Origin of the sequence: Streptomyces sp. NBC_00440 (assembly GCF_036014215.1) — a bacterium.
Taxonomy (GTDB): domain Bacteria; phylum Actinomycetota; class Actinomycetes; order Streptomycetales; family Streptomycetaceae; genus Streptomyces.
Window position 1 is genome coordinate 1,196,935 of sequence record NZ_CP107921.1, and the last position, 23,237, is coordinate 1,220,171.

Sequence of the window (23,237 nt, forward strand, 5' to 3'; positions counted from 1 at the left end):
ATTGGCGAACGAAGCGCCGAACCTCCAGCTGCGGTACAACAGTCGGCCAGCCTACCCCGCGCCGTCCCGGAGCAGGGTCAGGGGCCACTTTCCGGACGGCGGCCCGACACCAGGAAGACAACCGAGCGCTCACGCTCCGCCCAGGTGCGGGTGTCCAGGTCGACGGATTGCAGCAGCGCGCATTCCACCAGGTAGCCGCCGTCCGCCAGCGCCGCCCCGAGCGCCTCGGCCTCGTCCCGGGTGGCCGCGTGGGTGACGATGCGCCCGGGTCTGCGGTCGGCGCAGCCGGTGACAACTGCCACTCCCCCGCCACCGATCCGGACCACGTCGGGCTCCGGCAGCCGCTCCAGTACCTGGGGTGCCTGCCCGTGGATGACCTGGAGCTGGACCCCGAAGCGGTGTGCGGCCGCGTCCGTACGGACACAGCTCTCGCGGTCGGCGTCGACCGCGATGACGGCGGCGCCGAACCGGGCCGCCTCGACAGCCAAGGCCCCACTGCCCGAGCCGATGTCCCAGACCAGGTCGCCGGTGCGCGGGCCGAGCCTGGCCAGTTGGGCGGCGCGCAGTCCGGCGTGCTCGCCCTCGCTGAGCCCTTCGCCGTACTCGGCGGGCGGCAGCGCCCAGCCGCGGACCGCCGGGGCGTCCGGGGGGCCGCCGCCGCCGATGACGATGACGACGTTCGGGTCGCGCCAGGTGTGGTCGGCGGCCTTGTCGGAGGTGAGGACGGTGACCTGCTCGCGCGTGGTGCCCAGTTCCTCGCAGATGACGAAGGTGCGGTGGACCCCTTCGAGGAGCAGGGCGAGTTCGGCGGGGCCGGCGCCCGGCGAGGTGAGGACGGCGACCTTGGGGTGCGCCCGGCAGACGTTGACCGCGCGCCGCAGCGTACGCGGATGGGCGACGACGACCTCGGCGTCGTCCCACGGCATCCCGGCGCGGGCGAAGGCCGCGGCCACGGACGACACGGCGGGGACGACCTCGACCTCCAGGCCGTACTCCGGGGCGCGCAGGGTGCGGACGACTCCGTGGAAGCCTGGGTCGCCGTCGGCGAGCACCACGGCGCTGCCGCGGTGTCCGGCGATCCGGCGGGCGGCCAGGCTCACACTGCCGAGCCGGATCCGCTCGGCGCCGGGCGGCACTTCGGGGAGCGCGAGGTGGTGGGCGGCCCCGGCCACCAGCGTGGCCGCGGAGAGAGCCGACCTGGCGGCCGCGGTCAGGGGCGAGCCGTCCCAGCCGATCACCGTGATCCGGTCGGCCATCGTCGTCAGTCTCCTGGTGTTGTCGCGCGGCGGGGTGCAAACGTTCTGCCGGTGTCCGGGCAGCAGTTCCGCCCGGAACATGTGCCGGCGGGGCAGGGACGAACCGGGGCTGCGGAGCGGAACAGCGAGCACCCGCGAGGTTACCCGCTGCGGCCGGTGACCGACGAGGGGGTCAGTTCCAGTCGTTGAAGGTGCCGTACCCGTTGGCGTCGGCCAGCTGGTCGGCGATCCCTTCCAGGTCCTCGGGGAGCAGGCTCCACACGATGAGGTCGGTGCGGATGTCGGTCCAGCCGCCGTCCGTGCCGTTCTCGGTGCGGGTGCGCGCTATCCAGGCGTTGCGCAGCACGCCCTCGCTGATGCAGCCGATCTTCTGCGCGACCTGCTGCGCCGCGGTGTTGTCCGCCGGGGTACGCAGCTCGATGCGCTCGAACCGCAGGTCGCGGAAGAGCCACTGCGCGACGGCGAGCACCGACTCGGTGGCGTATCCCTCGCCGCGCGCCCAGGGGGCGGTGATGTAGCGGACCTCGGTGGCCATCGTGCGCCAGTTGGTGGCGCGCAGATGGATGGTGCCGACCAGCCGGTGGGTCAGGAACTCCGTGACGGCGAGGACGATCCCGCGCCCGGCGGTGCGCTCCGCGGGGGCGATCCTGCGCACCCAGCGCTCACCGTCGATGTGCTGGTAGGGGTGGGGCGCCGTGGTCCAGGCCGTGACCGCCTCGTCGTTCATCATGTCGGCCAGCGGCGGAATGTCCGCCTCCTCGAAGGGGCGCAGCACCAGCCGGTCCGTGCTGATGGAGATGTCCGGGAAGGTGGTCGTCATGCGCTGCTCCATGGCCAGGGACCGAAGTAAAGCCACAGCATGCAGCATGGGGACCGGGCGCCGCATGGCCGGGTGGCGGCGGGAGGCCCCGCATACCACGTGAGGGTACGCGGGGCCCGCGCGGGCAGTAACCGTACGGGTGTCAGGGCTTGACGGTCCCGAACGCCGGGATGACCGCGCCCTGGTACTTGTCGTCGATGAACTTCTTCACCTGCGGGGAGTTGAGGAGCTTCGCCAGCTTCTCGACGCGCGGGTCCTTCTCGCTGCCCTTCTTGACGACGAGGATGTTGGCGTAGGGGTTGCCGGCCGCCTTCTCCAGGACGAGCGCGTCCTTGGCGGGCTTGAGCTTCGCGTCGATCGCGTAGTTGCCGTTGATGACGGCGGCGTCGACGCTGTTCAGGGCGCGGGGCAGCGTGGCGGCCTCCAGCTCCTTGAACTTCAGGCCCTTGCTGTCCTTGATGTCGCCGAGCGTGGCCTCGCTGCCCACACCGCTCTTGAGGGTGATCAGCCCGTTGTCCGCGAGCAGCTTGAGCGCGCGGCCCTCGTTGGTGGTGTCGTTGGGGACGGCCACGGTCTGCCCGGACTTGACGTCCTTGAGGGACTTGTCCTTCTTGGAGTACAGGCCCAGCGGCTCCAGGTGCACGCTGACGACGGGGACCAGGTCGGTGTGGTTCTTCTTGTTGAAGTCGTCGAGATACGGCTTGTGCTGGAAGAAGTTGGCGTCGACCTGGCCGGTCTGGGTGGCCGTGTTCGGCAGGACGTAGTCCGTGAACTCCTTGACCTGGAGCTTGAGCCCGGCCTTGGCCGCCAGGTGGGTCTTCACGAAGTTGAGGATGTCGGCGTGCGGGACGGGCGAGGCGGCGACGACGAGCGGCTTGCTCGTGTCGGCCTTGGCGCCCTCGGGCTTGCTCGACGGGTCGGACGAGGTGCCGCAGGCGGTGAGACCGATGGCCAGAGCGGCGACGGCGGCTGCGGACGCGGATATCTTGCGGGAGTTACGCACGAAAAGTGCCTCTTTCATGTGGTGCGGGATGTCGCCCGGACAAGGAGTGCGGGCTCTACTGCGGACTGCGAGCGGAGGGAATGTCCTACGAGGTGGTGCGCCCCCGGCGGGCCAGCAGGCGTACGGCTCCGTCGCCGATCAGCTGGATCACGGTGACGATCACGACCAGCACGATCACGGTCGCGATCATGAAGCTGTTCTCGAAGCGCTGGTATCCGTAGGTGATCGCCTTGGAGCCGAGCCCCTCGCCGCCGACCGCGCCGGCCATCGCCGAGTACCCGATGAGCACGATGACGGTGGTGGTGACCGCGGAGATCAGGGACGGCAGCGCCTGCGGCAGCAGCACCTTCCGGACGATGGTCGGGACACTGCCGCCCATCGACTGGACCGCCTCGACCAGACCGTGGTCGACCTCGCGTACGGCTGTTTCGACGAGCCGGGCGAAGAACGGGATGGCGCCGATCGCCAGCGGGACGATCATCGCGGTCGGGCCGATGAACGTGCCGACGACGAAGGTGGTGAAGGGGATCAGCGCGATCAGCAGGATGATGAAGGGCAGCGAGCGCCCGATGTTCACGATCACGCCGACGACCTTGTTCACCGGGCGGTTCTGGAGCAGCCCGCCCTTGTCGGTGAGGACGAGGAGCACACCGAGCGGCAGTCCGACGAGGACCGTCACGAGGGTGGCCCACAGGACCATGTAGAGGGTGTCGGTGGTGCCCTGGGAGAGCAGCGGCTGCATCTCGGACCAGTTCACTTGGCGTCCTCCTTGACCAGTGCGGGGTGCTCGGCGCCTGCCACTTCGATCTGGAGGCCCTGTTCGCGGAGGAATCCGATCGGCACGACGTTCTCCTCGAAGGGGCCGGGCAGTTCGATCCGCATCCGGCCGATCTGGTTGCCGCCGACGGTGTCCATCGCGGCGCCCAGGATCGATATGTCGATGTTGTAGGTACGGGAGAGCTGGGAGATCACGGGGCGGCCCGCGCTCTCTCCGTGGAAGGTGACGTCGATGACCGTACGGTCGGTACCCGGCAGCGGGCCGCCCACCGGGAACAGCTCGCGGGCGAGTTCGGAGCCGGGCGTCGCCAGGAGTTCGGCGACGGTCCCCGACTCGACGATCCGGCCGCTCTTCATCAGTGCGGCCGAGTCGCAGACGGTCTTGACGACGTCCATCTCGTGCGTGATGAGCAGCACGGTGAGACCGAGCTGCTGGTTGAGGTCGCGCAGCAGCTGGAGGATCGACCGGGTGGTCTCGGGGTCGAGTGCGGAGGTCGCCTCGTCGGAGAGCAGCACCTTCGGGTCGCCCGCCAGTGCGCGGGCGATGCCGACGCGTTGTTTCTGACCGCCGGAGAGCTGCGCCGGGTAGGACTTCGCGCGGTCGGCGAGGCCGACCAGGTCGAGCAGTTCGAGCGCCTTGCGGGCGCGGTCCCTGCGGGCGACGCCGAGGATCTCCAGCGGCAGTTCGACGTTGTCCTGCACGGTGCGCGAGGACAGCAGGTTGAAGTGCTGGAAGACCATGCCGATCCGGCTGCGGGCCGCGCGCAGCTCCCGGCCGGCGCGGCTGCCGCGGCCGGCGAGCGCGGTGAGGTCGGTGCCGTCGACGGTCACGGTGCCGGATGTGGGGCGTTCGAGGAGGTTGACGCAGCGGATGAGCGAGGACTTCCCGGCGCCGCTCTGGCCGATGACGCCGAACACCTCACCCTCGCGGACGTGCAGGTCGACGCCGTCCAGGGCGGTGACCTCACGGCCGCGCGAGGCATAGACCTTCGTCAGGCCGGTGGTGGTGATCACAGAGTTTCCGTCACTGTCGAGTGCGCGGCGCGGTGTCCGCCGGCACGGGGCATTCGTCTGGAAGCGCGGCACGGCCGTAACGGTGGTGACCGGAAGGCTTTCGTGCGCGTGGCCGGGCGGCTGCCGTGTCCGCAGAGGCGCGGAGGCGGGCGGCCCGGCTCTCGGTCCCGCTTCGGGGCGCGGGCAGGGACCCTCAGAAGGCGCGCATTCGACACATACAACGAGCACCGGGCGTGCTGATCGCCTCGGTCGCAAGGGTGCGGCTGCTCGTCGTGGTCATGCGGCAAGTAAAGCAGACGTGAGGACGGCCCGAGCACGCTTGTCCGTATAACGGACGGCCCTGGACGCGCTCCGGGACAGTCGCCCGGCGCCCGCGAAACGGCTCCGACCTGCGGCGGCACCGTACGGAGCCCAGCGCGGGCGGTTCGGGTGTGCAGCCGGTGGGTGCCTGCGCTGTGGCCAAGGCCACGGGCTTGATCGCGGCCCGGTGCCGGGGCCCCGCCGAGGGACTCCCGCGGTCACCGGGAAGGCAAGCGGCCGGACACCGGGCCGGGGCCGCGCGCGGGGGGCGCTCCGCGCCGTAATACCCTCAGCTCCATGCTTTTCGCCCTGACGGTCGCGGTCACCGTGGCCGCGCTCGCCCTCGCAGCCTGGTGCGGTTTCGCCGCCTACCGGGACCAGCCCACGAAGGACTGGCACTTCATCGGTATGGCCGTCGTCTCGGTCCTGGCCCTGGCGCAGCTGGTGATCGGCATCGTGCAGCTGGCCCGCGGCGAGCGGCCCGAGCAGGGCAAGACGATCTTCATCGCCTATCTGATCGGCGCCTTCGCCGCTGTGCCCGCCGCCGGGTTCCTGTCGCTGACCGAGCGGACCCGCTGGGGTTCGGTGACGGTCGTCGCGGGCGCGGTGGTCCTGGCCGTGCTGGAAGTCCGGCTCTACGACATCTGGGGAAACTGACGATGACCACCGCTGAGGAGAAGCCCCGGTACGAGCTGGGCACCGGCCCCGGCCGGGTACTCGTCTGGTTCTACGGGGTGTTCACGGTCGCGGCGGCATCCCGCTCGATCGTCCAGATGATCATGGACTTCGGGAAGGCGCCGCTGGCCTACTCGCTCTCGGCGCTGGCTGCCCTGGTGTACGGCTTCATCACCTACTCGCTGGTGCGCGGCGGCGAGAAGGCCCGCCGGGCGGCGCTGGTGTGCTGCGCCGCCGAGCTGGTCTTCGTCCTGGTCGTCGGCAGCTGGACGCTGGCCTCCCCCGGATCGTTCCCGGACGCCACGGTCTGGTCGGACTACGGGATGGGTTACCTCTTCATCCCGGTGATCCTTCCGGTGCTGGGGATGCTGTGGCTGCGCAGGGCCGCCAGGCACTGACGTCCCGGCGCAGGGCGGCCCGGCGGCCGTTGAGCAACAGCTCCTCAGGCGCTCTTCACATATGCGCGCGCCCCGGCCTCCTTCTCCAGCGTCACCACGGTGACCGCGCCGCCGGTGCTCTCGGTCGAGACCGGTACATATCCGTGGCTGCGGTACAGCCGCAGATTGCCCTCGCTCCGGTGGCCGGTGAACAGCTGGAAGCGGCGGGCGGCCGGGTCCGCCGCGAACTTGCCCTCGATGGCGGTGAGCAGCCGGCCACCGATGCCGTGCCGCTGCATCCTCGGATGCACGATCAGCTTGGCTATCCGGGCCGTGCCCGATGCGTCCACCCCGCCGCGCACCGAGGCCACCACCTCGCTGCCCAGGCGCGCCACCAGCCCGTGGCCTTCGGCGAGTTCGGCCCGCAGCGCGTCGAGTGTCTGGGTGAGCGGCTCGATGGAGTAGTCGCCGTAGAGCTCGGCCTCGCTCTGGTAACACAGGTACTGGAGTTTCAGAATCTGCTCGGCGTCCTGCGCAGTCGCCGCTGAGATGGTCACGCTCATGCCCATGTGCGCATGCCTCCCGCTCACCTGTTCACCGGATGTCTAACGCTCCTTTCCCCACCGGCCCCCGGCCGCAACCTCCGCCGTCAGCATTCTCCGCAGACATCCCAGACATCGGGAACGAACCGGCCCCAGACTCCCCTGTGACATACCCAACTCCCCGGCGATCTCCCGGTAGGTGGGGTCGGCGGGCGAGAGCATCGCGGTGAGCAGCCGGGGGCAGCGCCCGGGCGTCCGGCTCACGGCGGCCCGCACCGCGCGGCGCCGCTCGGCTGCGAGCACGGCACGCTCGGGCCGTGCCTCGGGGTCCGCGTACGGCTCGACGGCGTACGGCAGTTCCCGCCCGGCCTGCTGCCGCGCCCGGTCCGCCTCGGCCCGTACGGCGGAGCGGACCCAGCGCCGGGGTTCGGCGGGGGTCTGCTCCAGCAGCCGTACCCAGACGGCCTGTTCGAGATCGGCGGGGTCCACTCCGGACGCGGCGGCTTCGGCGGCCGCCTCGGCAGCGAGCAGCGGGCTCAGTTCGGTGACGAGATCCATGCCGGGCGGGACGCGGCCGCCGCCGGGCGCGGTTGCCCCGGCGGCGGTATCTCACCCGTACGGGAAGAGCGGGCAGGGCGGGCAGGCCGGAAGAGGCCGCCGTGTCAGCGGGCGCGGTGGTCGGCGGCCGCGAGCAGCGCCGTGTCCGCGTTGTCCGAGAAGACCCCGTCGATGCCCGTCGCGAAGTACACCCGGAACGCGCCGAAGGCGTCGCCGTAGGCGTTCGGGTCCGTACCGCGCCGGAAGTCCGCGGGCAGGAAGGTGTTCTCGTTGCGCATCGTGTACGGGTGGAGGAGCAGGCCCTGCGCATGGGCGTCCCGCACCAGGGTGGTGGGCTCGGTGAGCCGGCCGTCCCCGTCCTTCGGGATGACCGAGTCGAGTGTGGGGCCGATGCCCTGGGCGTAGGAGGCGATCCACTTCAGCCCTGCCGGGGTCTGGAGGTCGGCGACCGTGCGCGGGTCCCCCGACTGCACGAAGTCCCAGGGCCGGCCGGCCGGACCGGAGAGCAGCACGATGCCCGGGGTGCCGGCGAGCCGGGCGAGGCGCTGGATGGAGCTGGGTTCGAAGGACTGGACGAACTGCGGGGAACTGCGCCGGTCCCGGCCGTACTTGCGCAACAGCGCGACCAGACGCTCCTCAAGGCCGAGGCCGAGCCCGCGGAAGTAGGTGGGGTGCTTGGTCTCGGTGTAGAGCCAGACCGGCCTGCCGCGCTCACGGCCTCTCTGTTCCGCCCAGCGCAGCACCTCTTCGAAGGTGGGGACCGGCCAGCGGCCGTCGTAGAGCGTGTTGTGCTGGCGGTTGGCCGGAATACGCTCCTTGGCCCGGAGGGTCCGGAGTTCGGCGAGGGTGAAGTCCTCGGTGAACCATCCGGTGACGGCCGTCCCGTCGACCGACTTCGTGGTCCTGCGGTCCGCGAACCGCGGGTGCGCCGAGACGTCCGTGGTCGCGGAGATGTCGTTCTCATGACGGCAGACGAGGTGCCCGTCCCCGGTGGGGACCACGTCCTGCTCGATGATGTCGGCGCCGAGGTCGAGAGCGTGCTGGTACGAACCGAGTGTGTGCTCGGGCCGGTAGCCGGCCGTTCCGCGGTGACCGATGACCGTGGGCACGGGCAGGTCCTTGTACGTGGTGCCGCGACCGCCGTCCGGCGCGCCGTGGCCGGTGCCGGGCGCTGCCGCGTTCGCCGTACCGGAGAGCCCCAGCGCGGCCGTGCCGAGCACCGCCGCGCCGAGCAGTGTGCGCCGTCCGGGTCCTGTCTGTCCGCCTTGCGACATGGGCACTCCTCGCTGTGATGTCCCGCACCTGGCAACGCTGAAGGGCCCGATGGTAGGGAGTTGCGCCTAACGTGGGGTGGCACAGCGCAGAACACGGCTCGAACTCGCGTCAATACCGCGCATCAATGGGGTGAACCCGATGTGCGCCACTCCACAGCGCGCGAGTACCGTACCGACCTGCACATACTTCACCGTGGCCGCCCGGCCCCGACTCCGGAGGAACCGTTGTCCCGACTCGCACTCATCAAGGCAGTGCTCGGACCGATCATGCGTCTGATGTTCCGCCCGCGGGTGGAGGGCGCCTCGAACATCCCGGGGACGGGACCGGTCATCCTCGCCGGTAACCACCTCACGTTCATCGACTCGATGATCATGCCGATCTGCCTCCAGCGGCAGGTCTTTTTCATCGGCAAGGACGAGTACGTGACGGGCAAGGGGCTGAAGGGCCGTCTGATGGCCTGGTTCTTCACCGGTGTCGGGATGATCCCGGTGGACCGCGACGGTGGACGCGGCGGCGTCGCCGCCCTGATGACCGGCCGCCAGGTGCTGGAGGACGGCAAGGCGTTCTCGATCTACCCGGAGGGCACCCGCTCCCCCGACGGACGGCTGTACCGCGGCCGTACGGGCATCGCGCGTCTCACGCTGATGACGGGCGCGCCCGTGGTGCCGTTCGCGATGATCGGTACGGACAAGCTCCAGCCGAACGGCTCGGGTCTGCCGCGGCCCGGCAAGGTCACGGTCCGCTTCGGTGAGCCGATGGAGTTCTCGCGCTACGACGGCATGGACCGCGACCGCTATGTGCTGCGCGCGGTCACCGACTCGGTGATGGCCGAGGTCATGCGCCTGTCCGGTCAGGAGTACGTCGACATGTACGCCACGAAGGCGAAGGCCGCCTGACCCGCGCACGCCTGCTGCATACGCATACGGCGGAGGGCCACCCGGAATGTCCCGGGTGGCCCTCCGCCGTATGTATCAGCCGTGCCCCGCGGGCGTGCGGTCCGTGTCAGACGTGCAGCTTCTGTCCCCTGAGCAGGAACCACGAGGTCACCGCCGTGGCGAACAGGACGATGGAGCCGACCGCGGCGGCCGCCTGGAAGCCGTGTGTGAAGGCCTCCTGCGCGGAGGAGAGCAGGGCGGCGCCCTGGTCGTGCGGCAGGGTCTTCGCCGCTTCCACGGCGCCGCCGAGTGACTCATGGGCCTCGACCGCGGCGTGGGCGGGGACCCCCTGCGGGATGGAGAAGCCCCGGTAGATCCCGGTGACCACCGAGCCGAGCAGGGCGATCCCCAGAGCCGTACCCAGTTCGTACGCGGTCTCGGACACGGCGGACGCCGCGCCCGCCTGGTCCTTGGGGACGCTGGAGAGCAGCACGTCGGAGGTCACGGTGAAGGCCAGGCCCGCTCCGAGCCCGCCGAAGAACAGGGCAAGCCCCAGGGCCACCACACCGGTCGACGCACTGACCCACACACAGCCCGCGAGGGCCACCGCGACCGCCGACAGACCGCCGGCCACGGCGCTGCGGACCGACGCCTTGCGCGCCAGGTATCCGGCCATCAGCCCGGTGGCGACCGCTCCCACCGCGGCGGGAAGTTCGATCAGCCCGGCGGCCAGCGGGGAGCGCCCCTGCACCAGCTGGAGGAACTGCGAGAGGAAGAACACCAGACCGGAGAGGCCGAGAATGGTCAGCAGATCGGCCAGCACCGCGCCGGAGAAACCGCGGTGGTGGAAGAGCCGCATATCGAGCAGCGGCGAATCCAGGGTCAGCTGGCGACGGGCGAACCAGAGCAGGGCCAGCAGACCGACGGCCCCGGCCGCCAGGTTGTCCCAGTGGAAGCCGTTGGCCGCCGCCTCCTTCACCGCGTACACCACCGCCATCACGCCGACCAGGGAAAGGCCCACACTGACCAGGTCCCACGGGCCGGGGTTCGGGTCGCGCGACTCGGGCAGCACCTTCAGGCCGACCAGGACGAGCACCAGCATCACCGGCAGATTGATGAGGAAGACCGAGCCCCACCAGAAGTTCTCCAGCAGGAACCCGCCGACCACCGGACCGACCGCGGTACCGGCCGAAGCGGCCGCGCCCCAGATCCCGACGGCGAGGCTGCGCTCCTTCGGGTCGTGGAAGATGTTGCGGATCAGCGCGAGGGTGGACGGCATCAGGGTGGCGCCCGCGATGCCGAGCAGCGCCCGGGCGGCGATCATCATCTCGGGGCTGTTCGCGTAGGCGTTCAGTACGGAGATCGCGCCGAAGGCGACAGAGCCGGAGAGCAGCAGCTTCTTGCGGCCGATCCGGTCGCCGAGGCTGCCCATGGAGACCAGCAGTCCCGCGATGACGAACGAGTAGATGTCGCCGATCCACAGGAGCTGGGTGCCCGATGGCTTGAGGTCCTCGCTCAGGAAGGGCGTCGCCAGGCCGAGCACCGTCGCGTCGACCGCGACCAGCAGCACGGCGAGGACGAGCACGGCGAGGGCGAGCCAGCGGCCGGGACCGCGAGTGGCCCCGGAGTCGCTCGTCCGCCGGGTGGTACCGGTCATTGCTCCACGCTCCGTTGTGCGCCGCCGAGCAGCAACTCGGCGATCATGTAAGAGAAGTCATTGGCCGCCACCCGGCCGTCCTGTATCGCCCAGGCGCAGGTGCCGATGAGCCCGTAGAACGCCTCGGTCAGCCAGGCGGGGGTGAGGTCGATCCGGAGCTCCCCGGCCTCCTGGCCGCGCCGGAAGAGGGCGCAGACCCGGGCGTCGAGCCGGTCCCAGCCCTCGTTCACCCCTTCACCCTCGAAGAGTTCGTTCTCGGTGACGAGGAAGGCGAGCAGTCCGGCGGCGGGCTGGACCTCGGCGATCAGGCGCCGCAGCGCCTCCACCGCCGGTCCCTCGTCGGTCCTGGCCGCGTCGAGCGCCGCCTCGAACTCCGCGATGCCGAACTCCTCCAGGGCCCTGACCAGCGCGTCCCGTCCGGCGAAGTGCCGGTGGAGGGTGGCCCTGCCGATGCCTGCCGCCCTGGCGACCTCGTCCATGGTGGCGGTCGCCTTACGGGTGAGCAGGGTGGCGGCGGTGCGCAGCACCTGGTCCCGGTCGACAGTCATGAGACAAACATAACCACAATGAGACAGCTATGTCTCATCAATATCGGCCAGTAGCATGGGCCCGGCGCGACAAGCCGGTTCGGCCGAACTTCGGCCGCCCCTCGACCACACAAGGAGCGGTTCGTGCGAGACATCGCTGTGTTCAGCGGTAGCGCCCACCCCGAATTGGCCGAGGAGGTCACCGCGCATCTGGGCGTACCCCTGAGCCCGGTGCGGGTCAACCGGTTCGCCAACGACTGCCTGGAGGTCCAGCTCCAGGCCAACTGCCGTGAGCGTGACGTCTTCCTGATCCAGCCCCTGGTCACCCCGGTGCAGGAGAACCTCGTCGAGCTGCTGCTGATGTGCGACGCGGCCCGCGGCGCGTCGGCCGGCCGGATCACCGTGGTGATGCCGCACTACGCCTACGCCCGTTCGGACAAGAAGGACGCGCCGCGGATCTCCATCGGGGGCCGGCTGGTGGCCGACCTGCTGGTGAACTCCGGGGCGAGCCGGGTGCTGGCACTGACCCTGCACTCGCCCCAGGTGCACGGGTTCTTCTCGGTCCCGGTGGACCATCTGCACGCCCTGCGGGAGCTGGCCGAGCACTTCCGCGGCTACGACGTCTCGCGCACCACGGTCGTCTCGCCGGACCTCGGCAACGCCAAGGAGGCGGCGGCCTTCGCACGGATGCTGGGCGTCCAGGTGGCGGCGGGCGCCAAGCAGCGCTTCGCCGACGACCGAGTGGCCATCAGCTCCGTCATCGGCGAGGTCGCGGGCCGCGACATCATCGTCCTGGACGACGAGATCGCCAAGGGCAGCACCGTACTGGAACTCCTCGACCGGCTCCGCGAGTTGGGCGCCAGGTCGATCCGGGTGGCCTGTACGCACGGGCTCTTCGCCGCCGGAGCGCTCAAGCGGCTCTCGGACCAGCCCGACGTGCTGGAGATCGTCTGCACGAACACCGTGCCGATACCGCCCCGTGAGCACACCGACAAGCTCACGGTCCTCTCCATCGCCCCGGCGCTGGCCGAGGCGATGCGGCGGATCCACAACGGCGAATCGGTGAGCGCGCTCTTCGACGCGTCCTGAGCCCGCGCGGCGCGGGCCCCGTTCCGGTGTTTCAGTGCCAGGGCAGCTTCGCCCGCTGCTGCCAGTACGCCGCGGGCTCCTCCCGCAGTCCGGCCAGCCGCTCCAGCTGCTCGTCGCCGAGGTCGGCCACCGCCGCGTGCAGATTGGCCGACAGCTGTACGGCGGTGGCCGCCCCGGAGAGCACCACCGTCGCCCAGGGGCGGCGCAGGATCGCGGCCAGCGCGACGGCGTCGGGGGTCGTACCGGTCTCCTCGGCGATGTCCCGCAGCGGCGCCGGGGCGGCGCTGCCGGCGAGACGGCCGTTGGCCACCGCCTCCTTGACGATCACGGAGAGCCCTGCCTCGTTGGCCTCCGCCAGCGCCTCTCCGACCGAGGGGTCCAGCAGGTTGTAGGTGCTCTGCACCGCGCGGAAGAGCGGTTCGCCGCCGACCTCGACCCCGAGCGCGGCCCGGACGGTGTCCGCCTGGGCGGGGCCGCTCGTGGAGAACCCGATCGTCACGCCTTCCGCCGCGAGGCCCGCCAGCCTGGCGTGCAGTTCGGTGTCGGTCAGGGCCGGGCTGTCGGCGGTCAGGGAGTGGATCTGGTAGAGGTCGAGCCGTTCACCGAGCAGCATGCCGGTCTCGGTGCGCTGCCGGTCGAAGGTGGCGACGCTGTGGTCCTTGACCTCGTGGACCTCGGCGTCGGTGCGCCAGTCGGCGGTGTAGGTGTAGCCCCACTTGCTGCCGATCACGACGTCCTGGACGGCGGGCCTGGCATTCAGCCACTCGGCGAGGAAGGCCTCGGCGCGGCCGTAGGAGCGTGCGACGTCGAAGTAGCGCACGCCCTGCGCGTAGGCGGCGTCCAGGAGTTCATGCGTACGGGCGAGCAGGGCCTCAGGGGTCCGGTCGGCGGGCAGGTCCTGGTCGCGGCCGAGGTTGATGTAGCCCGGCCTGCCCACGGCTGCCAGACCGAGTCCGATGTGGGCCGTGGGGGTGGTCGCTGCCGTGAGGCGGGCGAAGGGCATCGGGGGCTCCCTGCGCGGATCGGGGGATGCGGTCTCTGACACCCCTACCCACGATCGCGTACGACAGCGCCCGGCACCCGGGTGGAGGTGCCGGGCGCTGTCGGACCCGGTGGCGGAACGGGAGAGCTACTTCTTGGCCGCTGCCCAGGCGTGCTGGATGACCAGGTTCGCCTTGACCTCGATGAGCTGTGCGGCGACCGCAGACGGTGCGGTGCCGCCGCGGCCGTTGCGGGAGGCCAGCGCGCCGGGCACGTCGAGCACCGTACGGACCTCGGGGGTCAGATGCTCGGAGATCTTCGCGAACTGCTCGTCCGTGAGCTGGTCCAGCTCGATGCCGTGCCGCTCGCACTCCTTGACGCACTCACCGGCGACCTCGTGGGCGACCCGGAACGGCACACCCTGCTTGACCAGCCACTCGGCGATGTCGGTGGCGAGCGAGAAGCCCGCGGGCGCCAGCTCCTCCAGCCGCTCGCGGTGCACGGTCAGGGTCGCCATCATGCCGGTGAAGGCGGGCAGCAGTACCTCCAGCTGGTCGCAGGAGTCGAAGACCGGCTCCTTGTCCTCCTGGAGGTCGCGGTTGTACGCGAGCGGCAGCGCCTTCAGGGTGGCCAGCAGCCCCGTCAGATTGCCGATCAGCCGGCCGGACTTGCCGCGCGCCAGCTCCGCGATGTCCGGGTTCTTCTTCTGCGGCATGATCGACGAGCCGGTGGAGAAGGCGTCGTGGAGGGTGACGAAGGAGAACTCCTTCGTGTTCCAGATGATGATCTCCTCGGCGATCCGCGAGAGGTTGACGCCGATCATCGCCGTGATGAAGGCGAACTCGGCGGCGAAGTCCCGCGAGGCGGTGCCGTCGATCGAGTTGCCGGCCGAGCCGCGCTCGAAGCCGAGGTCCGCCGCGACCGCTTCGGGGTCGAGCCCCAGCGAGGACCCGGCGAGCGCCCCCGATCCGTACGGCGAGACCGCGGTGCGGTCGTCCCACTGGCGCAGCCGCTCGGCGTCCCGGGCCAGCGATTGGGCGTGGGCCAGCACATGGTGGGCGAAGAGGACGGGCTGGGCGTGCTGGAGATGGGTACGGCCGGGCATCGCCACGTCCGGGTGCGCCTCGGCGAGGCCGACCAGCGCGTCCTGGAGACCGGCGATCAGACCGCCGATGGTCCGGGCGTGGTCGCGGAGGTACATCCGGAAGAGGGTGGCGATCTGGTCGTTGCGGGACCGGCCGGCCCGCAGCTTGCCGCCGAGGTCGGGGCCGACGCGCTCCAGGAGTCCCCGCTCCAGTGCGGTGTGGACGTCCTCGTCGGCGACGGTACCGGTGAACGATCCGTCGGCGACGTCCGCCGCCAGCCGGTCGAGGCCGTCCTGCATCCGGTCCAGTTCGTCCACCGTGAGCAGCCCGGCCGTGTGCAGCGCGCGGGCGTGGGCGCGGGAGCCGGCGATGTCGTACGGGGCGAGCCGCCAGTCGAAGTGGACGGAGGCGGACAGCTGGGCCAGCGCCTCGGCGGGGCCGTCGGCGAAACGTCCGCCCCAGAGCCGGACGTCACCGGTGTTGCTGCTCACTGAGTTGCTCCTCAAGAGGGTCGGAATGCGCGGCTTCCCCCCAGTGCCTCAAAGGCCGGGGGGACCGCCTCCCCGCCGCGGAGGATCGGGGAGGCGGCCGCCGTACGGGTCGGGTCGGTGCGGTGGGGTCAGGCCAGGTCGCGCTTGGCCGCGATCTTCGCGGAGAGGCCGAAGATCTCGATGAAGCCCTGCGCCTTGGACTGGTCGAAAGTATCGCCCGAGTCGTAGGTCGCCAGGTTGAAGTCGTACAGGGACTCACTGGACTTGCGGCCGGTGACGGTGGCGCGGCCGCCGTGCAGCGTCATCCGGATGTCGCCCGTGACGTGCTGGTTGGCCTCGTTGATGAAGCCGTCCAGGGCGCGCTTGAGCGGGGAGAACCACAGACCGTCGTAGACCATCTCGCCCCAGCGCTGCTCGACCTGCCGCTTGTAGCGGGCCAGTTCGCGCTCGACCGTGACGTTCTCCAGCTCCTGGTGGGCGGTGATCAGCGCGATGGCGCCGGGCGCCTCGTAGATCTCCCGGGACTTGATGCCGACGAGCCGGTCCTCGACCATGTCGATCCGGCCGATGCCCTGGGCGCCGGCCCGCTCGTTGAGCTGCTGGATCGCCTGCAGGACGGTGACGGGGCTGCCGTCGATGGCGACCGGGACACCCGCCTCGAAGGAGATGACGACCTCGTCGGCCTCGCGCGGCTCCGCCGGGTTCGCCGTGTACTCGTACACGTCCTCGATCGGCGCGTTCCAGATGTCCTCCAGGAAGCCCGTCTCGACAGCGCGCCCGAAGACGTTCTGGTCGATGGAGTAGGGGGACTTCTTGGACGTCGCGATCGGGAGGTTCTTCGCCTCGCAGAAGGCGATGGCCTTGTCGCGGGTCATCGCGTAGTCACGGACCGGCGCGATGCACTTGAGGTCGGGGCCGAGCGCGGTGATGCCGGCCTCGAAGCGGACCTGGTCGTTGCCCTTGCCGGTGCAGCCGTGGGCGACCGTGGTGGCGCCGTGCTTCCTGGCGGCGGCGACCAGGTGCTTGACGATGGTCGGCCGCGAGAGCGCGGAGACCAGCGGATAGCGGTCCATGTAGAGCGCGTTGGCCTTGATCGCCGGGAGGCAGTACTCCTCGGCGAACTCGTCCTTGGCGTCGGCGACCTCGGCCTCGACAGCACCGCAGGCGAGCGCGCGCTTGCGGATGACGTCCAGGTCCTCGCCGCCCTGGCCGACGTCCACAGCGACGGCGATGACCTCGGCGCCCGTCTCCTCGGCGATCCAGCCGATGGCGACAGAGGTGTCCAGGCCTCCCGAGTAGGCGAGTACGACGCGCTCGGTCACGGGCTTCTCCTTACGGTGCAATCACTGGTAGGCATAACTATGCAGAACTCCGCATGACTTGTCAAAAGTGCAGGTGAGCGATGTCGCCACAGGAGGTCCAGAAAAGTTTTCGCCGTGAACCATGGACTGGAAGGGTGAACTCCGCTTACTTTCTAGACATGCCTGGACAGGTTCATAAGCATCACCGCATCTCACGCATCCTCGCCGAGGAGATCCGCGCCGGTGTGCACGCCGACGGCAGCAAGCTGCCGGGCGAGCACACCCTGCGGGAACGCTTCGGGGTCAGCCGCACCACCGTGCGGCAGGCGCTGAACGAGCTCGGCGAGCAGGGTCTGATCGCCACCCACGCCGGTATCGGCTCGTTCGTCACCTTCGACGGGACACCGCTGGACAACCGGCTCGGCTGGACCCAGGCCCTCGCCGACCAGGGCACCGAACTGACCACCGAGGTACTCCGGTTCGAGACCGTCACCGATCAGCAGCTCGCCGCCGCACTCGGTCTGGCGACCACCGGGTTCGTCGCCCTGGACCGCGTGAGGCGGCTGCCCGACGGGCGCGGCATCTCGCTGGAGCGCAGCCGGGTGCCCGCGGTCGGCGCGCTCGCCGGGCTGGCCGAGCGCGGCCTGGAGGACGGTTCACTGCACAAGGCGCTCGTCGCGGCGGGCCGGATCGCCGACTCCGGCGAGGCCCGGATCTCGGTCTCCGGCATCGACGAGGCCGACGCCGCCACGCTGCGCCGCTCCCCCGGTGAGGCATTCCTCCACCAGTCCCAGGTGTTCCGGGCCGCCGACGGCTCCGTCGTGGAGCAGGTCACCAGCCTGCTCGACCCGTCCCGGTTCCAGTTGCACGTCCGCACCACCGGCCGAGGAGGCCACGCATGACCGACCCGCACCAGCTCGACCGCGCCCTCGGCGCCCTCTACGGCCTCGCCCTCGGGGACGCCCTGGGCATGCCCACCCAGGTGATGTCCCGTGAGGACGTCGTACGGGTCTACGGCAGCATCACCGGCTTCGAACCCGCGCAGCACGACAACCCGGTCAGCGCCGGGATGCCCGCGGGATCGGTCACCGACGACACCGACCAGGCGGTCATCGTGGGCCGGCTGCTGGTGGAGGGCGGCGGGCACATCGACCCGCTCCGGTTCGCCGCTGAACTGCTCGCCTGGGAGAAGCAGATGAAGGCCAAGGGCTCCTTCGACCTGCTCGGCCCCTCCACCAAGGCGGCTCTCGACGCGGTGGCGGGCGGCGCGGACATCAAGGAGGCGGGCAGGTACGGCACCACCAACGGCGCCGCCATGCGCGTCACCCCCGTCGGCATCGCCTCCGCCGTGCAGCCGCTGCCCCGGTTCCTCGACCGGGTCGTGGAGTCCTGCCAGGTCACCCACGACACGAACGTGGGGATCGCGGGCGCAGCGGCCGTCGCGGCAGCGGTGAGCACCGGAGTCGCGGGGGGTACGCTGGACGACGCCTTCGCGGCGGCGGTCACCGCGGCCCGCGCGGGAGCCGCCCGCGGCAACTGGATCGCCGGGGCGGACATCTCCGCCCGGATCGGCTGGGCCCGCGAGCTGGTGAGCGGCCTGGACGAGGCCGAAGCCCTCAACCGTATCGTCGCGCTCATCGGCACCAGCGTGGCCAGCCAGGAGTCCGTCCCCGCGGCCTTCGCCGTCCTCGCGCTGACCGGTGGCGACCCCTGGCGCAGCACCCTGCTCGCCGCCAACCTCGGCGGCGACAGCGACACCATCGCGGCCATCGCAGGCGCCGTCGCCGGGTCCGTGCGCGGGCTGGCGGGCCTGCCGCCCGATGCCGTACGCACGCTCCGGGCCGTCAACGGCCTCGCGCTGGAGCCACTGGCCGACGCGCTGCTCGCGCTCCGCTGAGCCCCGCGTCCCCCCGTTCCCGCATCGCCCCCATTCCCGCAACGCACCGTGCAAGGAGGTTCCGCCATGGCCGCTTCAACGAAGAACGATCGCGTCGGCACCGTGGAGACCCGGGGGATCGAACCGGTCCCCGACAGTGAACGCCATGGCCGTGCGAGCCAGATGTTCTGGACCTGGTTCGCCGCGAATATCTCGCTACTCGGGCTGCCGCTCGGTGCGACGCTGGTCGCCTTCCGCGGCCTGAACATCTGGCAGGCGGCGCTGGTCGCCGTCGTGGGTTCGTTCGGCTCGTTCGCGCTGGTCGGCGCGTTGAGCATCGCGGGCCAGAAGGGCGGAGCCCCCGCACTCACGCTGTCCAGGGCGGTCTTCGGGCAGCGCGGCAACGCGGGTCCGACCCTGATCACCTGGCTGAGCCGGGTGGGCTGGGAGACGATCACGACGACCACCGCCGCCTACGCGCTCCTTGCGCTGCTCGGGGTCGCCTTCGGGGTGCACAAAAACACTGTCCTCACCGTGGTCTGTCTGCTGGTCTTCATCGCCTGCACCCTGCTGATCAGCGGCCTCGGCCACGCCACCATCATGTGGATCAACAAGTGGGCCACGGTCCTCTTCGGCGTGCTGAACCTGGTCGTGATGGGTTTCCTGGTCGCGACCGTCGACTGGTCCAAGGTGCTGCACACACCGTCCGGACCCACCAGCGGTGTCATCGCGGGGATCGGGTTCATCGCGGCGGGCACCGGCATCGGCTGGGCCAACGCGGGCGCGGACTATGCCCGCTACCTCCCGCGCTCGGTGCGGGGCTCCCGGCTGATCAGCGCGTCCGCCTTCGGCGCCGGTATCCCGCTGGTGCTGCTGATCTCGCTGGGTTCGCTGCTGACCGCGGGCGACCCGGCCCTCGCCACGGCGTCGGACCCGGTCGCCGCCATCAACGCGATGCTGCCGTCCTGGATGGCGATCCCTTATCTGATCGCGGCGTTCGGCGGACTCCTGATGTCCAACCACCTCTCCACCTACTCGGCCGGCCTCACCATGATCACGCTGGGGCTGAAGGTGCCGCGGGCCGCTGCGGTGCTCGTCGACGTCGTCCTGATGTTCCTCGGCGGCATCTACTTCATGCTGATCGCCGGTGACTTCTACGGGCCCTTCTCCACCTTCCTGACCCTGCTGGCCGTGCCGATCTCCGCGTGGATCGGGGTGATCGCCGTGGACACGCTGCGCGGCCGTACGTACGACGACGCGGCCCTGATGGACACCACCCGCACCAGCGGTTACTGGTACACCGGCGGCTTCCGGCTGCCGGCCGTGCTCGCCTGGGTCGCCGCGATCGTGGCCGGGCTGCTCTTCACCGAGGCGTCCACCGGCAAGGACGACGTCTGGTTCTCCGGCCCGCTGGCCGGAAGCTGGTTCGGCACCAACGGCCTCGGCTGGGCCGTCTCCATGGCGGTCGGCGCCGCCGTCTACTTCCTGGCCGGCCGCCGCTCCCCGGTGACCGCCGCCGTCCCCGAGCCCGCCCTTGAGGAGGCCGTCCGATGAACCCCCGCCCGCTCACCCCCCGCCTGGTCCTCGCCGGAAACGTCATCGTGGACCTGGTGATCGAGATCCCCGCGCTGCCCGAGCGGGGCGGCGATGTCATCGGCTCGCACGCGTCCCGGACGGCGGGCGGCGGGTTCAACACCCTGGTCGCGGCCCGCAGGCTCGGTACGGACGCGGTGTACGCGGGGCTGCACGGTACGGGCCCGCACGGCGATCTCGTACGGGAGGCGCTGGCCGCCGAGGGCGTACGGACCGTGCTGCCGGTCCGCGAGGACGGCGACACCGGCTTCTGCGTGGCGCTGGTGGACGCCGGGGGCGAGCGCACGTTCGTGACCAGCTTCGGGGTCGACGCCCGGCTGACCGCGGCGGAACTGGCCGTGGTGGCCGGGCGGCTCAGGGACGGCGACCTGGTCCAGCTGTCCGGGTACGGCCTGGTCATGCCGGTGAACGGCCCGCTGCTCGCCCGCTTCACCGCCGGACTGCCGGCCGGGGTCACGGTCTGCTTCGACCCGGGCCCGCTGGTCGCCGACATCCCCGGCGAGATCCTGGATCCGGTCCTGGCACGGGCCGACTGGCTCAGCTGCAACGCCCGCGAGGGGCGGCTGCTGACCGGGCACGCGGATCCGCGCCGGGCCGCCGCCGCGCTGCGCGAGCGGCTCCCGGCCGGCGCGGGGGTGCTGGTGCGCGCGGACAAGGACGGCTGCGTACTGGCGGCGCCGGGTGCTGAGCCGGTCCATGTGCCGGGCTTCGCGGTCGAGGCGGTCGACAGCAACGGTGCGGGCGACGCCCATGTCGGGGCGTTCCTCGCCCTGCTCGGCAGGGGTCTCGACCCGCTGTCGGCGGCACGCGGCGCCAACGCGTCGGCGGCCTGCGCGGTGACCCGGCGCGGTCCGGCGACCGCCCCCGGCCTCGCGGAGCTGGTGGCGCTCCTCGGTGACGACCCGCTGGCGGAGCGGCTGGCCGCGCTGCCCGCACAATCGATGTAAAGACCACATAACGAGACGGGATTGCGGCGGAGTGCGCGAGCAGCGTTGCATCACTCAGGTGCAGAACGAACAAGTGATCCAGGAATCCGCCGGTACGACCGACACCGCCGGCGCCACCGACCGGGCGGCCCGCCGCGCGGTCACTGTCTTCCCCGTACTCGTCCTGGTGGCGGGGGCGATAGGCCTGGCGTCCCCGGGCACCTTCGCGGGGTGGAGCGTCTCCGTCCCGTATCTGCTGGGCGTGGTCATGTTCTGCATGGGACTGACCATGACCAAGGTGGACTTCCAGGGCGTGGCGAAACGGCCGTGGGCCGTGGGGCTCGGCCTGGTCGCGCACTATGTGATCATGCCGGGACTCGGCTGGCTGATCGCCCATGTCCTCGGTCTCTCCCCGCAGTTGGCGGCGGGCGTCATCCTGGTCGGCTGCGCGCCGAGCGGCACGGCATCCAACGTGGTCACCTATCTGGCGCGCGGCGACGTCGCACTCTCGGTCTCGGTGGCCACCGTATCGACGGTCCTCGCCCCGCTGGTCACGCCGCCGCTGACGCTGCTGCTCGCGGGCGCCTATCTGCCGGTCGACGCGGGCTCGATGATGACCGACATCCTCAAGACGGTACTGCTGCCGGTGCTCGCGGGGCTGACGGTGCGGTTCCTGGCGGGCCGTTACGTGGACCGGGTGCTGGGCGCGCTGCCCTGGCTCTCGGCCGTCACCGTGGCGGTCATCGTCGCGGTCGTGGTGGGCGGCAGCGCGACGGCGATCAAGTCGGCTGCGGCGATGGTGCTGCTGGCCGTCGTCCTCCACAACGGCCTCGGCCTGCTGCTCGGTTACGGCGCGGGCAAGGCGGCCGGTCTCGGGAAGCCGGGGAGCCGGGCGATGGCCTTCGAGGTGGGTATGCAGAACTCGGGCCTGGCCGCTTCCCTGGCCACCGCCCACTTCAGTCCGCTGGCGGCGCTCCCCGCGGCGATCTTCTCGGTCTGGCACAACGTGTCCGGGGCCCTGGTCGCGGCCTGGATGTCGTACCGGTCCCGGAAGGCGGAGACCGCCGAGCTCCGGTGACGGACGGCCCCGGGAGGCCGCCCCGCCCTGCCCCGGAACGGTCTCCTCACACCATGCCGCACAGCCGCCCGGTCACGGTCGCGTGCGCTTCGGCGACGACGCGCTCCACCAGTTCGGCGACCGTGGGGACGTCGTGGATGAGCCCCTGCGACTGACCCGCCCACCACATGCCGTCCTCGACATCGCCGGCGGCGAGCACCCGCTCGCGCCCCCGGGCGCCCGATGCGAGGTCTGCGACATCGGCGAAGGTCGCCTCCGGCCGCCCGCCGATCTCGGCGATCTTCGTGGAGACACTGTTGCGGGCGACGCGCGCGGTGTTGCGGAACTCCCGGAAGACCAGAATGGTCGACCGTTCGTCGTTGGCGACGATCTGCCGCTTCACGTTGTCGTGGACGGGGGCCTCCCGGGTGGCGACGAAACGGGTGCCCATGTTGATCGCCGAGGCCCCCAGCGACAGCGCGGCGACGAGCCCGCGGCCGTCGGCGAACCCGCCCGACGCGATCACCGGGATGTCCAGCGCCCGGGTGGCCGCCGGAACGAGCACCAGGCCGGGCACGTCGTCCTCGCCGGGGTGACCGGCGCATTCGAAGCCGTCGACGGTCACCGCGTCCACCCCCAGGTCCTGCGCCTTGCGGGCATGACGCACCGAGACCGCCTTGTGGATCACCTTGATCCCGGCCTCCCTGAAGTACGGCAGGTGCTCGGCGGGGTTGCTGCCGGCCGTCTCCACGACCTCGACCCCGCTGTCCACGATCACCTGCCGGTACTCGTCGTAGGGCACCGGCGTGCGCGTGGGCAGGACGGTGAGGTTCACCCCGAACGGCTTGTCGGTCATGGCACGGCACCGGGCGATCTCAGCTGCCAGATGGCCGGGCGTGGGGCTGTTGAGCGCGGTGACGAATCCCAGCGCGCCCGCCTCGGCCACCGCGGCGACCAGGCCGGCGGTGCCGACACCGGTCATGCCGCCGCACACGATGGGGTGCCGGACGCCGAAGAGACGGGTGAACTCGGTGGTCAGCATGGGGGCTTCCTCACGGTCGGGGCCTCCGAGTCTCGAAGAGGCCGGCGAGCGGGACAACCCACGGATCGGCGATGGATCCATGAGCCAGAACCCATGCGCTCAGACCCACTTGGACCAGGGAGGTCCCGCCAGACTGGGCG

Annotated in this window: 23 protein-coding genes; 9 read left to right on the top strand and 14 right to left on the bottom strand. The window is 71.0% G+C overall.

Features of this window, described 5'->3' with window-relative positions:
- Positions 1–77 precede the first annotated feature (77 nt).
- The 5 genes from cbiE to OHB13_RS05375 all read right to left on the bottom strand — a co-directional run bounded on the left by cbiE (position 78) and on the right by OHB13_RS05375 (position 4,870).
- Positions 78–1,256 (bottom strand): precorrin-6y C5,15-methyltransferase (decarboxylating) subunit CbiE, encoded by a 1,179-nt coding sequence (cbiE, locus tag OHB13_RS05355; protein WP_266858851.1) that lies wholly within the window; start codon positions 1,254–1,256, stop codon positions 78–80.
- 172 nt (positions 1,257–1,428) lie between these two features.
- Positions 1,429–2,076 (bottom strand): GNAT family N-acetyltransferase, encoded by a 648-nt coding sequence (locus OHB13_RS05360; RefSeq protein WP_266858849.1) that lies wholly within the window; start codon positions 2,074–2,076, stop codon positions 1,429–1,431.
- Positions 2,077–2,218: 142 nt separating this feature from the next.
- The gene (locus OHB13_RS05365) at positions 2,219–3,079 is read right to left on the bottom strand and encodes a MetQ/NlpA family ABC transporter substrate-binding protein (protein WP_266861217.1); all 861 of its coding nucleotides are present in this window, start codon (positions 3,077–3,079) and stop codon (positions 2,219–2,221) included.
- An 85-nt stretch (positions 3,080–3,164) separates the two neighbouring features.
- Entirely contained in the window at positions 3,165–3,836 is a 672-nt protein-coding gene (locus OHB13_RS05370; protein ID WP_266858847.1) for a methionine ABC transporter permease, read from the bottom strand.
- Positions 3,833–4,870 carry a methionine ABC transporter ATP-binding protein gene (locus OHB13_RS05375; RefSeq protein ID WP_266858845.1) on the bottom strand — a complete coding sequence of 346 codons (1,038 nt, stop codon included), beginning with the start codon at positions 4,868–4,870 and terminating at the stop codon, positions 3,833–3,835. Before OHB13_RS05375 ends, OHB13_RS05370 begins: the two co-directional genes overlap by 4 nt.
- Before the next feature lie 597 nt (positions 4,871–5,467).
- Between OHB13_RS05375 and OHB13_RS05380 the strand changes: the two genes are divergently transcribed.
- Both OHB13_RS05380 and OHB13_RS05385 read left to right on the top strand, forming a co-directional pair.
- The gene (locus OHB13_RS05380; protein ID WP_266858843.1) at positions 5,468–5,827 is read left to right on the top strand and encodes a hypothetical protein; all 360 of its coding nucleotides are present in this window, start codon (positions 5,468–5,470) and stop codon (positions 5,825–5,827) included.
- A gap of 2 nt (positions 5,828–5,829) precedes the next feature.
- Positions 5,830–6,243 carry a hypothetical protein gene (locus OHB13_RS05385; RefSeq protein WP_266858841.1) on the top strand — a complete coding sequence of 138 codons (414 nt, stop codon included), beginning with the start codon at positions 5,830–5,832 and terminating at the stop codon, positions 6,241–6,243.
- Positions 6,244–6,287: 44 nt separating this feature from the next.
- On the opposite strand, the gene OHB13_RS05390 is transcribed toward OHB13_RS05385, so the two are convergent.
- The 3 genes from OHB13_RS05390 to OHB13_RS05400 all read right to left on the bottom strand — a co-directional run bounded on the left by OHB13_RS05390 (position 6,288) and on the right by OHB13_RS05400 (position 8,596).
- Positions 6,288–6,791 (bottom strand): GNAT family N-acetyltransferase, encoded by a 504-nt coding sequence (locus OHB13_RS05390; RefSeq protein WP_266861215.1) that lies wholly within the window; start codon positions 6,789–6,791, stop codon positions 6,288–6,290.
- 36 nt (positions 6,792–6,827) lie between these two features.
- Positions 6,828–7,322: a sigma-70 family RNA polymerase sigma factor gene (locus tag OHB13_RS05395; protein ID WP_266858839.1), complete on the bottom strand. Its 495-nt coding sequence runs from the start codon at positions 7,320–7,322 to the stop codon at positions 6,828–6,830.
- Between the two features lie 104 nt (positions 7,323–7,426).
- A complete protein-coding gene (locus tag OHB13_RS05400) occupies positions 7,427–8,596 on the bottom strand; it encodes a glycerophosphodiester phosphodiesterase (RefSeq protein ID WP_328375965.1) in 1,170 nt (389 codons plus the stop codon).
- 225 nt (positions 8,597–8,821) lie between these two features.
- On the opposite strand from OHB13_RS05400, the gene OHB13_RS05405 reads away from it, so the two are divergent.
- Positions 8,822–9,493, top strand: a complete 672-nt coding sequence (locus tag OHB13_RS05405) for a lysophospholipid acyltransferase family protein (protein ID WP_266858835.1) — start codon at positions 8,822–8,824, stop codon at positions 9,491–9,493.
- Positions 9,494–9,599: 106 nt separating this feature from the next.
- On the opposite strand, the gene OHB13_RS05410 is transcribed toward OHB13_RS05405, so the two are convergent.
- Together OHB13_RS05410 and OHB13_RS05415 are read right to left on the bottom strand one after the other, a co-directional pair.
- On the bottom strand, positions 9,600–11,129 hold the full coding sequence (locus OHB13_RS05410; RefSeq protein ID WP_266858833.1) for an MFS transporter: 1,530 nt from the start codon (positions 11,127–11,129) through the stop codon (positions 9,600–9,602).
- Positions 11,126–11,677, bottom strand: coding sequence for a TetR/AcrR family transcriptional regulator (locus OHB13_RS05415; RefSeq protein ID WP_266858832.1), 552 nt, complete (start codon positions 11,675–11,677; stop codon positions 11,126–11,128). Before OHB13_RS05415 ends, OHB13_RS05410 begins: the two co-directional genes overlap by 4 nt.
- A 123-nt stretch (positions 11,678–11,800) precedes the next feature.
- Here OHB13_RS05415 and OHB13_RS05420 point away from each other — a divergent pair, with 123 nt between their 5' ends.
- The gene (locus tag OHB13_RS05420; protein WP_266858831.1) at positions 11,801–12,745 is read left to right on the top strand and encodes a ribose-phosphate diphosphokinase; all 945 of its coding nucleotides are present in this window, start codon (positions 11,801–11,803) and stop codon (positions 12,743–12,745) included.
- A gap of 31 nt (positions 12,746–12,776) precedes the next feature.
- Here OHB13_RS05420 and OHB13_RS05425 read toward each other — a convergent pair whose 3' ends face one another.
- The 3 genes from OHB13_RS05425 to OHB13_RS05435 form a co-directional block, all read right to left on the bottom strand.
- Positions 12,777–13,748 (bottom strand): aldo/keto reductase, encoded by a 972-nt coding sequence (locus tag OHB13_RS05425; RefSeq protein WP_328375969.1) that lies wholly within the window; start codon positions 13,746–13,748, stop codon positions 12,777–12,779.
- A 126-nt stretch (positions 13,749–13,874) separates the two neighbouring features.
- A complete protein-coding gene (gene argH / locus OHB13_RS05430; RefSeq protein WP_328375971.1) occupies positions 13,875–15,302 on the bottom strand; it encodes an argininosuccinate lyase in 1,428 nt (475 codons plus the stop codon).
- A gap of 128 nt (positions 15,303–15,430) precedes the next feature.
- Positions 15,431–16,624, bottom strand: a complete 1,194-nt coding sequence (locus OHB13_RS05435; protein WP_266858827.1) for an argininosuccinate synthase — start codon at positions 16,622–16,624, stop codon at positions 15,431–15,433.
- 158 nt (positions 16,625–16,782) lie between these two features.
- Between OHB13_RS05435 and OHB13_RS05440 the strand changes: the two genes are divergently transcribed.
- The 5 genes from OHB13_RS05440 (at position 16,783) to OHB13_RS05460 (ending at position 22,076) form a co-directional block, all read left to right on the top strand.
- Positions 16,783–17,505 (top strand): GntR family transcriptional regulator, encoded by a 723-nt coding sequence (locus OHB13_RS05440; RefSeq protein ID WP_328375973.1) that lies wholly within the window; start codon positions 16,783–16,785, stop codon positions 17,503–17,505.
- Complete coding sequence (locus tag OHB13_RS05445; RefSeq protein WP_328375974.1) at positions 17,502–18,500, top strand: ADP-ribosylglycohydrolase family protein; 999 nt, start codon at positions 17,502–17,504, stop codon at positions 18,498–18,500. Before OHB13_RS05440 ends, OHB13_RS05445 begins: the two co-directional genes overlap by 4 nt.
- 66 nt (positions 18,501–18,566) lie before the next feature.
- A complete protein-coding gene (locus tag OHB13_RS05450; RefSeq protein ID WP_328375976.1) occupies positions 18,567–20,033 on the top strand; it encodes a purine-cytosine permease family protein in 1,467 nt (488 codons plus the stop codon).
- Complete coding sequence (locus OHB13_RS05455; protein WP_328375978.1) at positions 20,030–21,019, top strand: PfkB family carbohydrate kinase; 990 nt, start codon at positions 20,030–20,032, stop codon at positions 21,017–21,019. Before OHB13_RS05450 ends, OHB13_RS05455 begins: the two co-directional genes overlap by 4 nt.
- Before the next feature lie 58 nt (positions 21,020–21,077).
- Positions 21,078–22,076: a bile acid:sodium symporter family protein gene (locus tag OHB13_RS05460; protein WP_328375979.1), complete on the top strand. Its 999-nt coding sequence runs from the start codon at positions 21,078–21,080 to the stop codon at positions 22,074–22,076.
- Positions 22,077–22,122: 46 nt separating this feature from the next.
- On the opposite strand, the gene OHB13_RS05465 is transcribed toward OHB13_RS05460, so the two are convergent.
- Positions 22,123–23,097 carry an NAD(P)H-dependent flavin oxidoreductase gene (locus tag OHB13_RS05465; protein ID WP_328375980.1) on the bottom strand — a complete coding sequence of 325 codons (975 nt, stop codon included), beginning with the start codon at positions 23,095–23,097 and terminating at the stop codon, positions 22,123–22,125.
- Positions 23,098–23,237 lie beyond the last annotated feature (140 nt).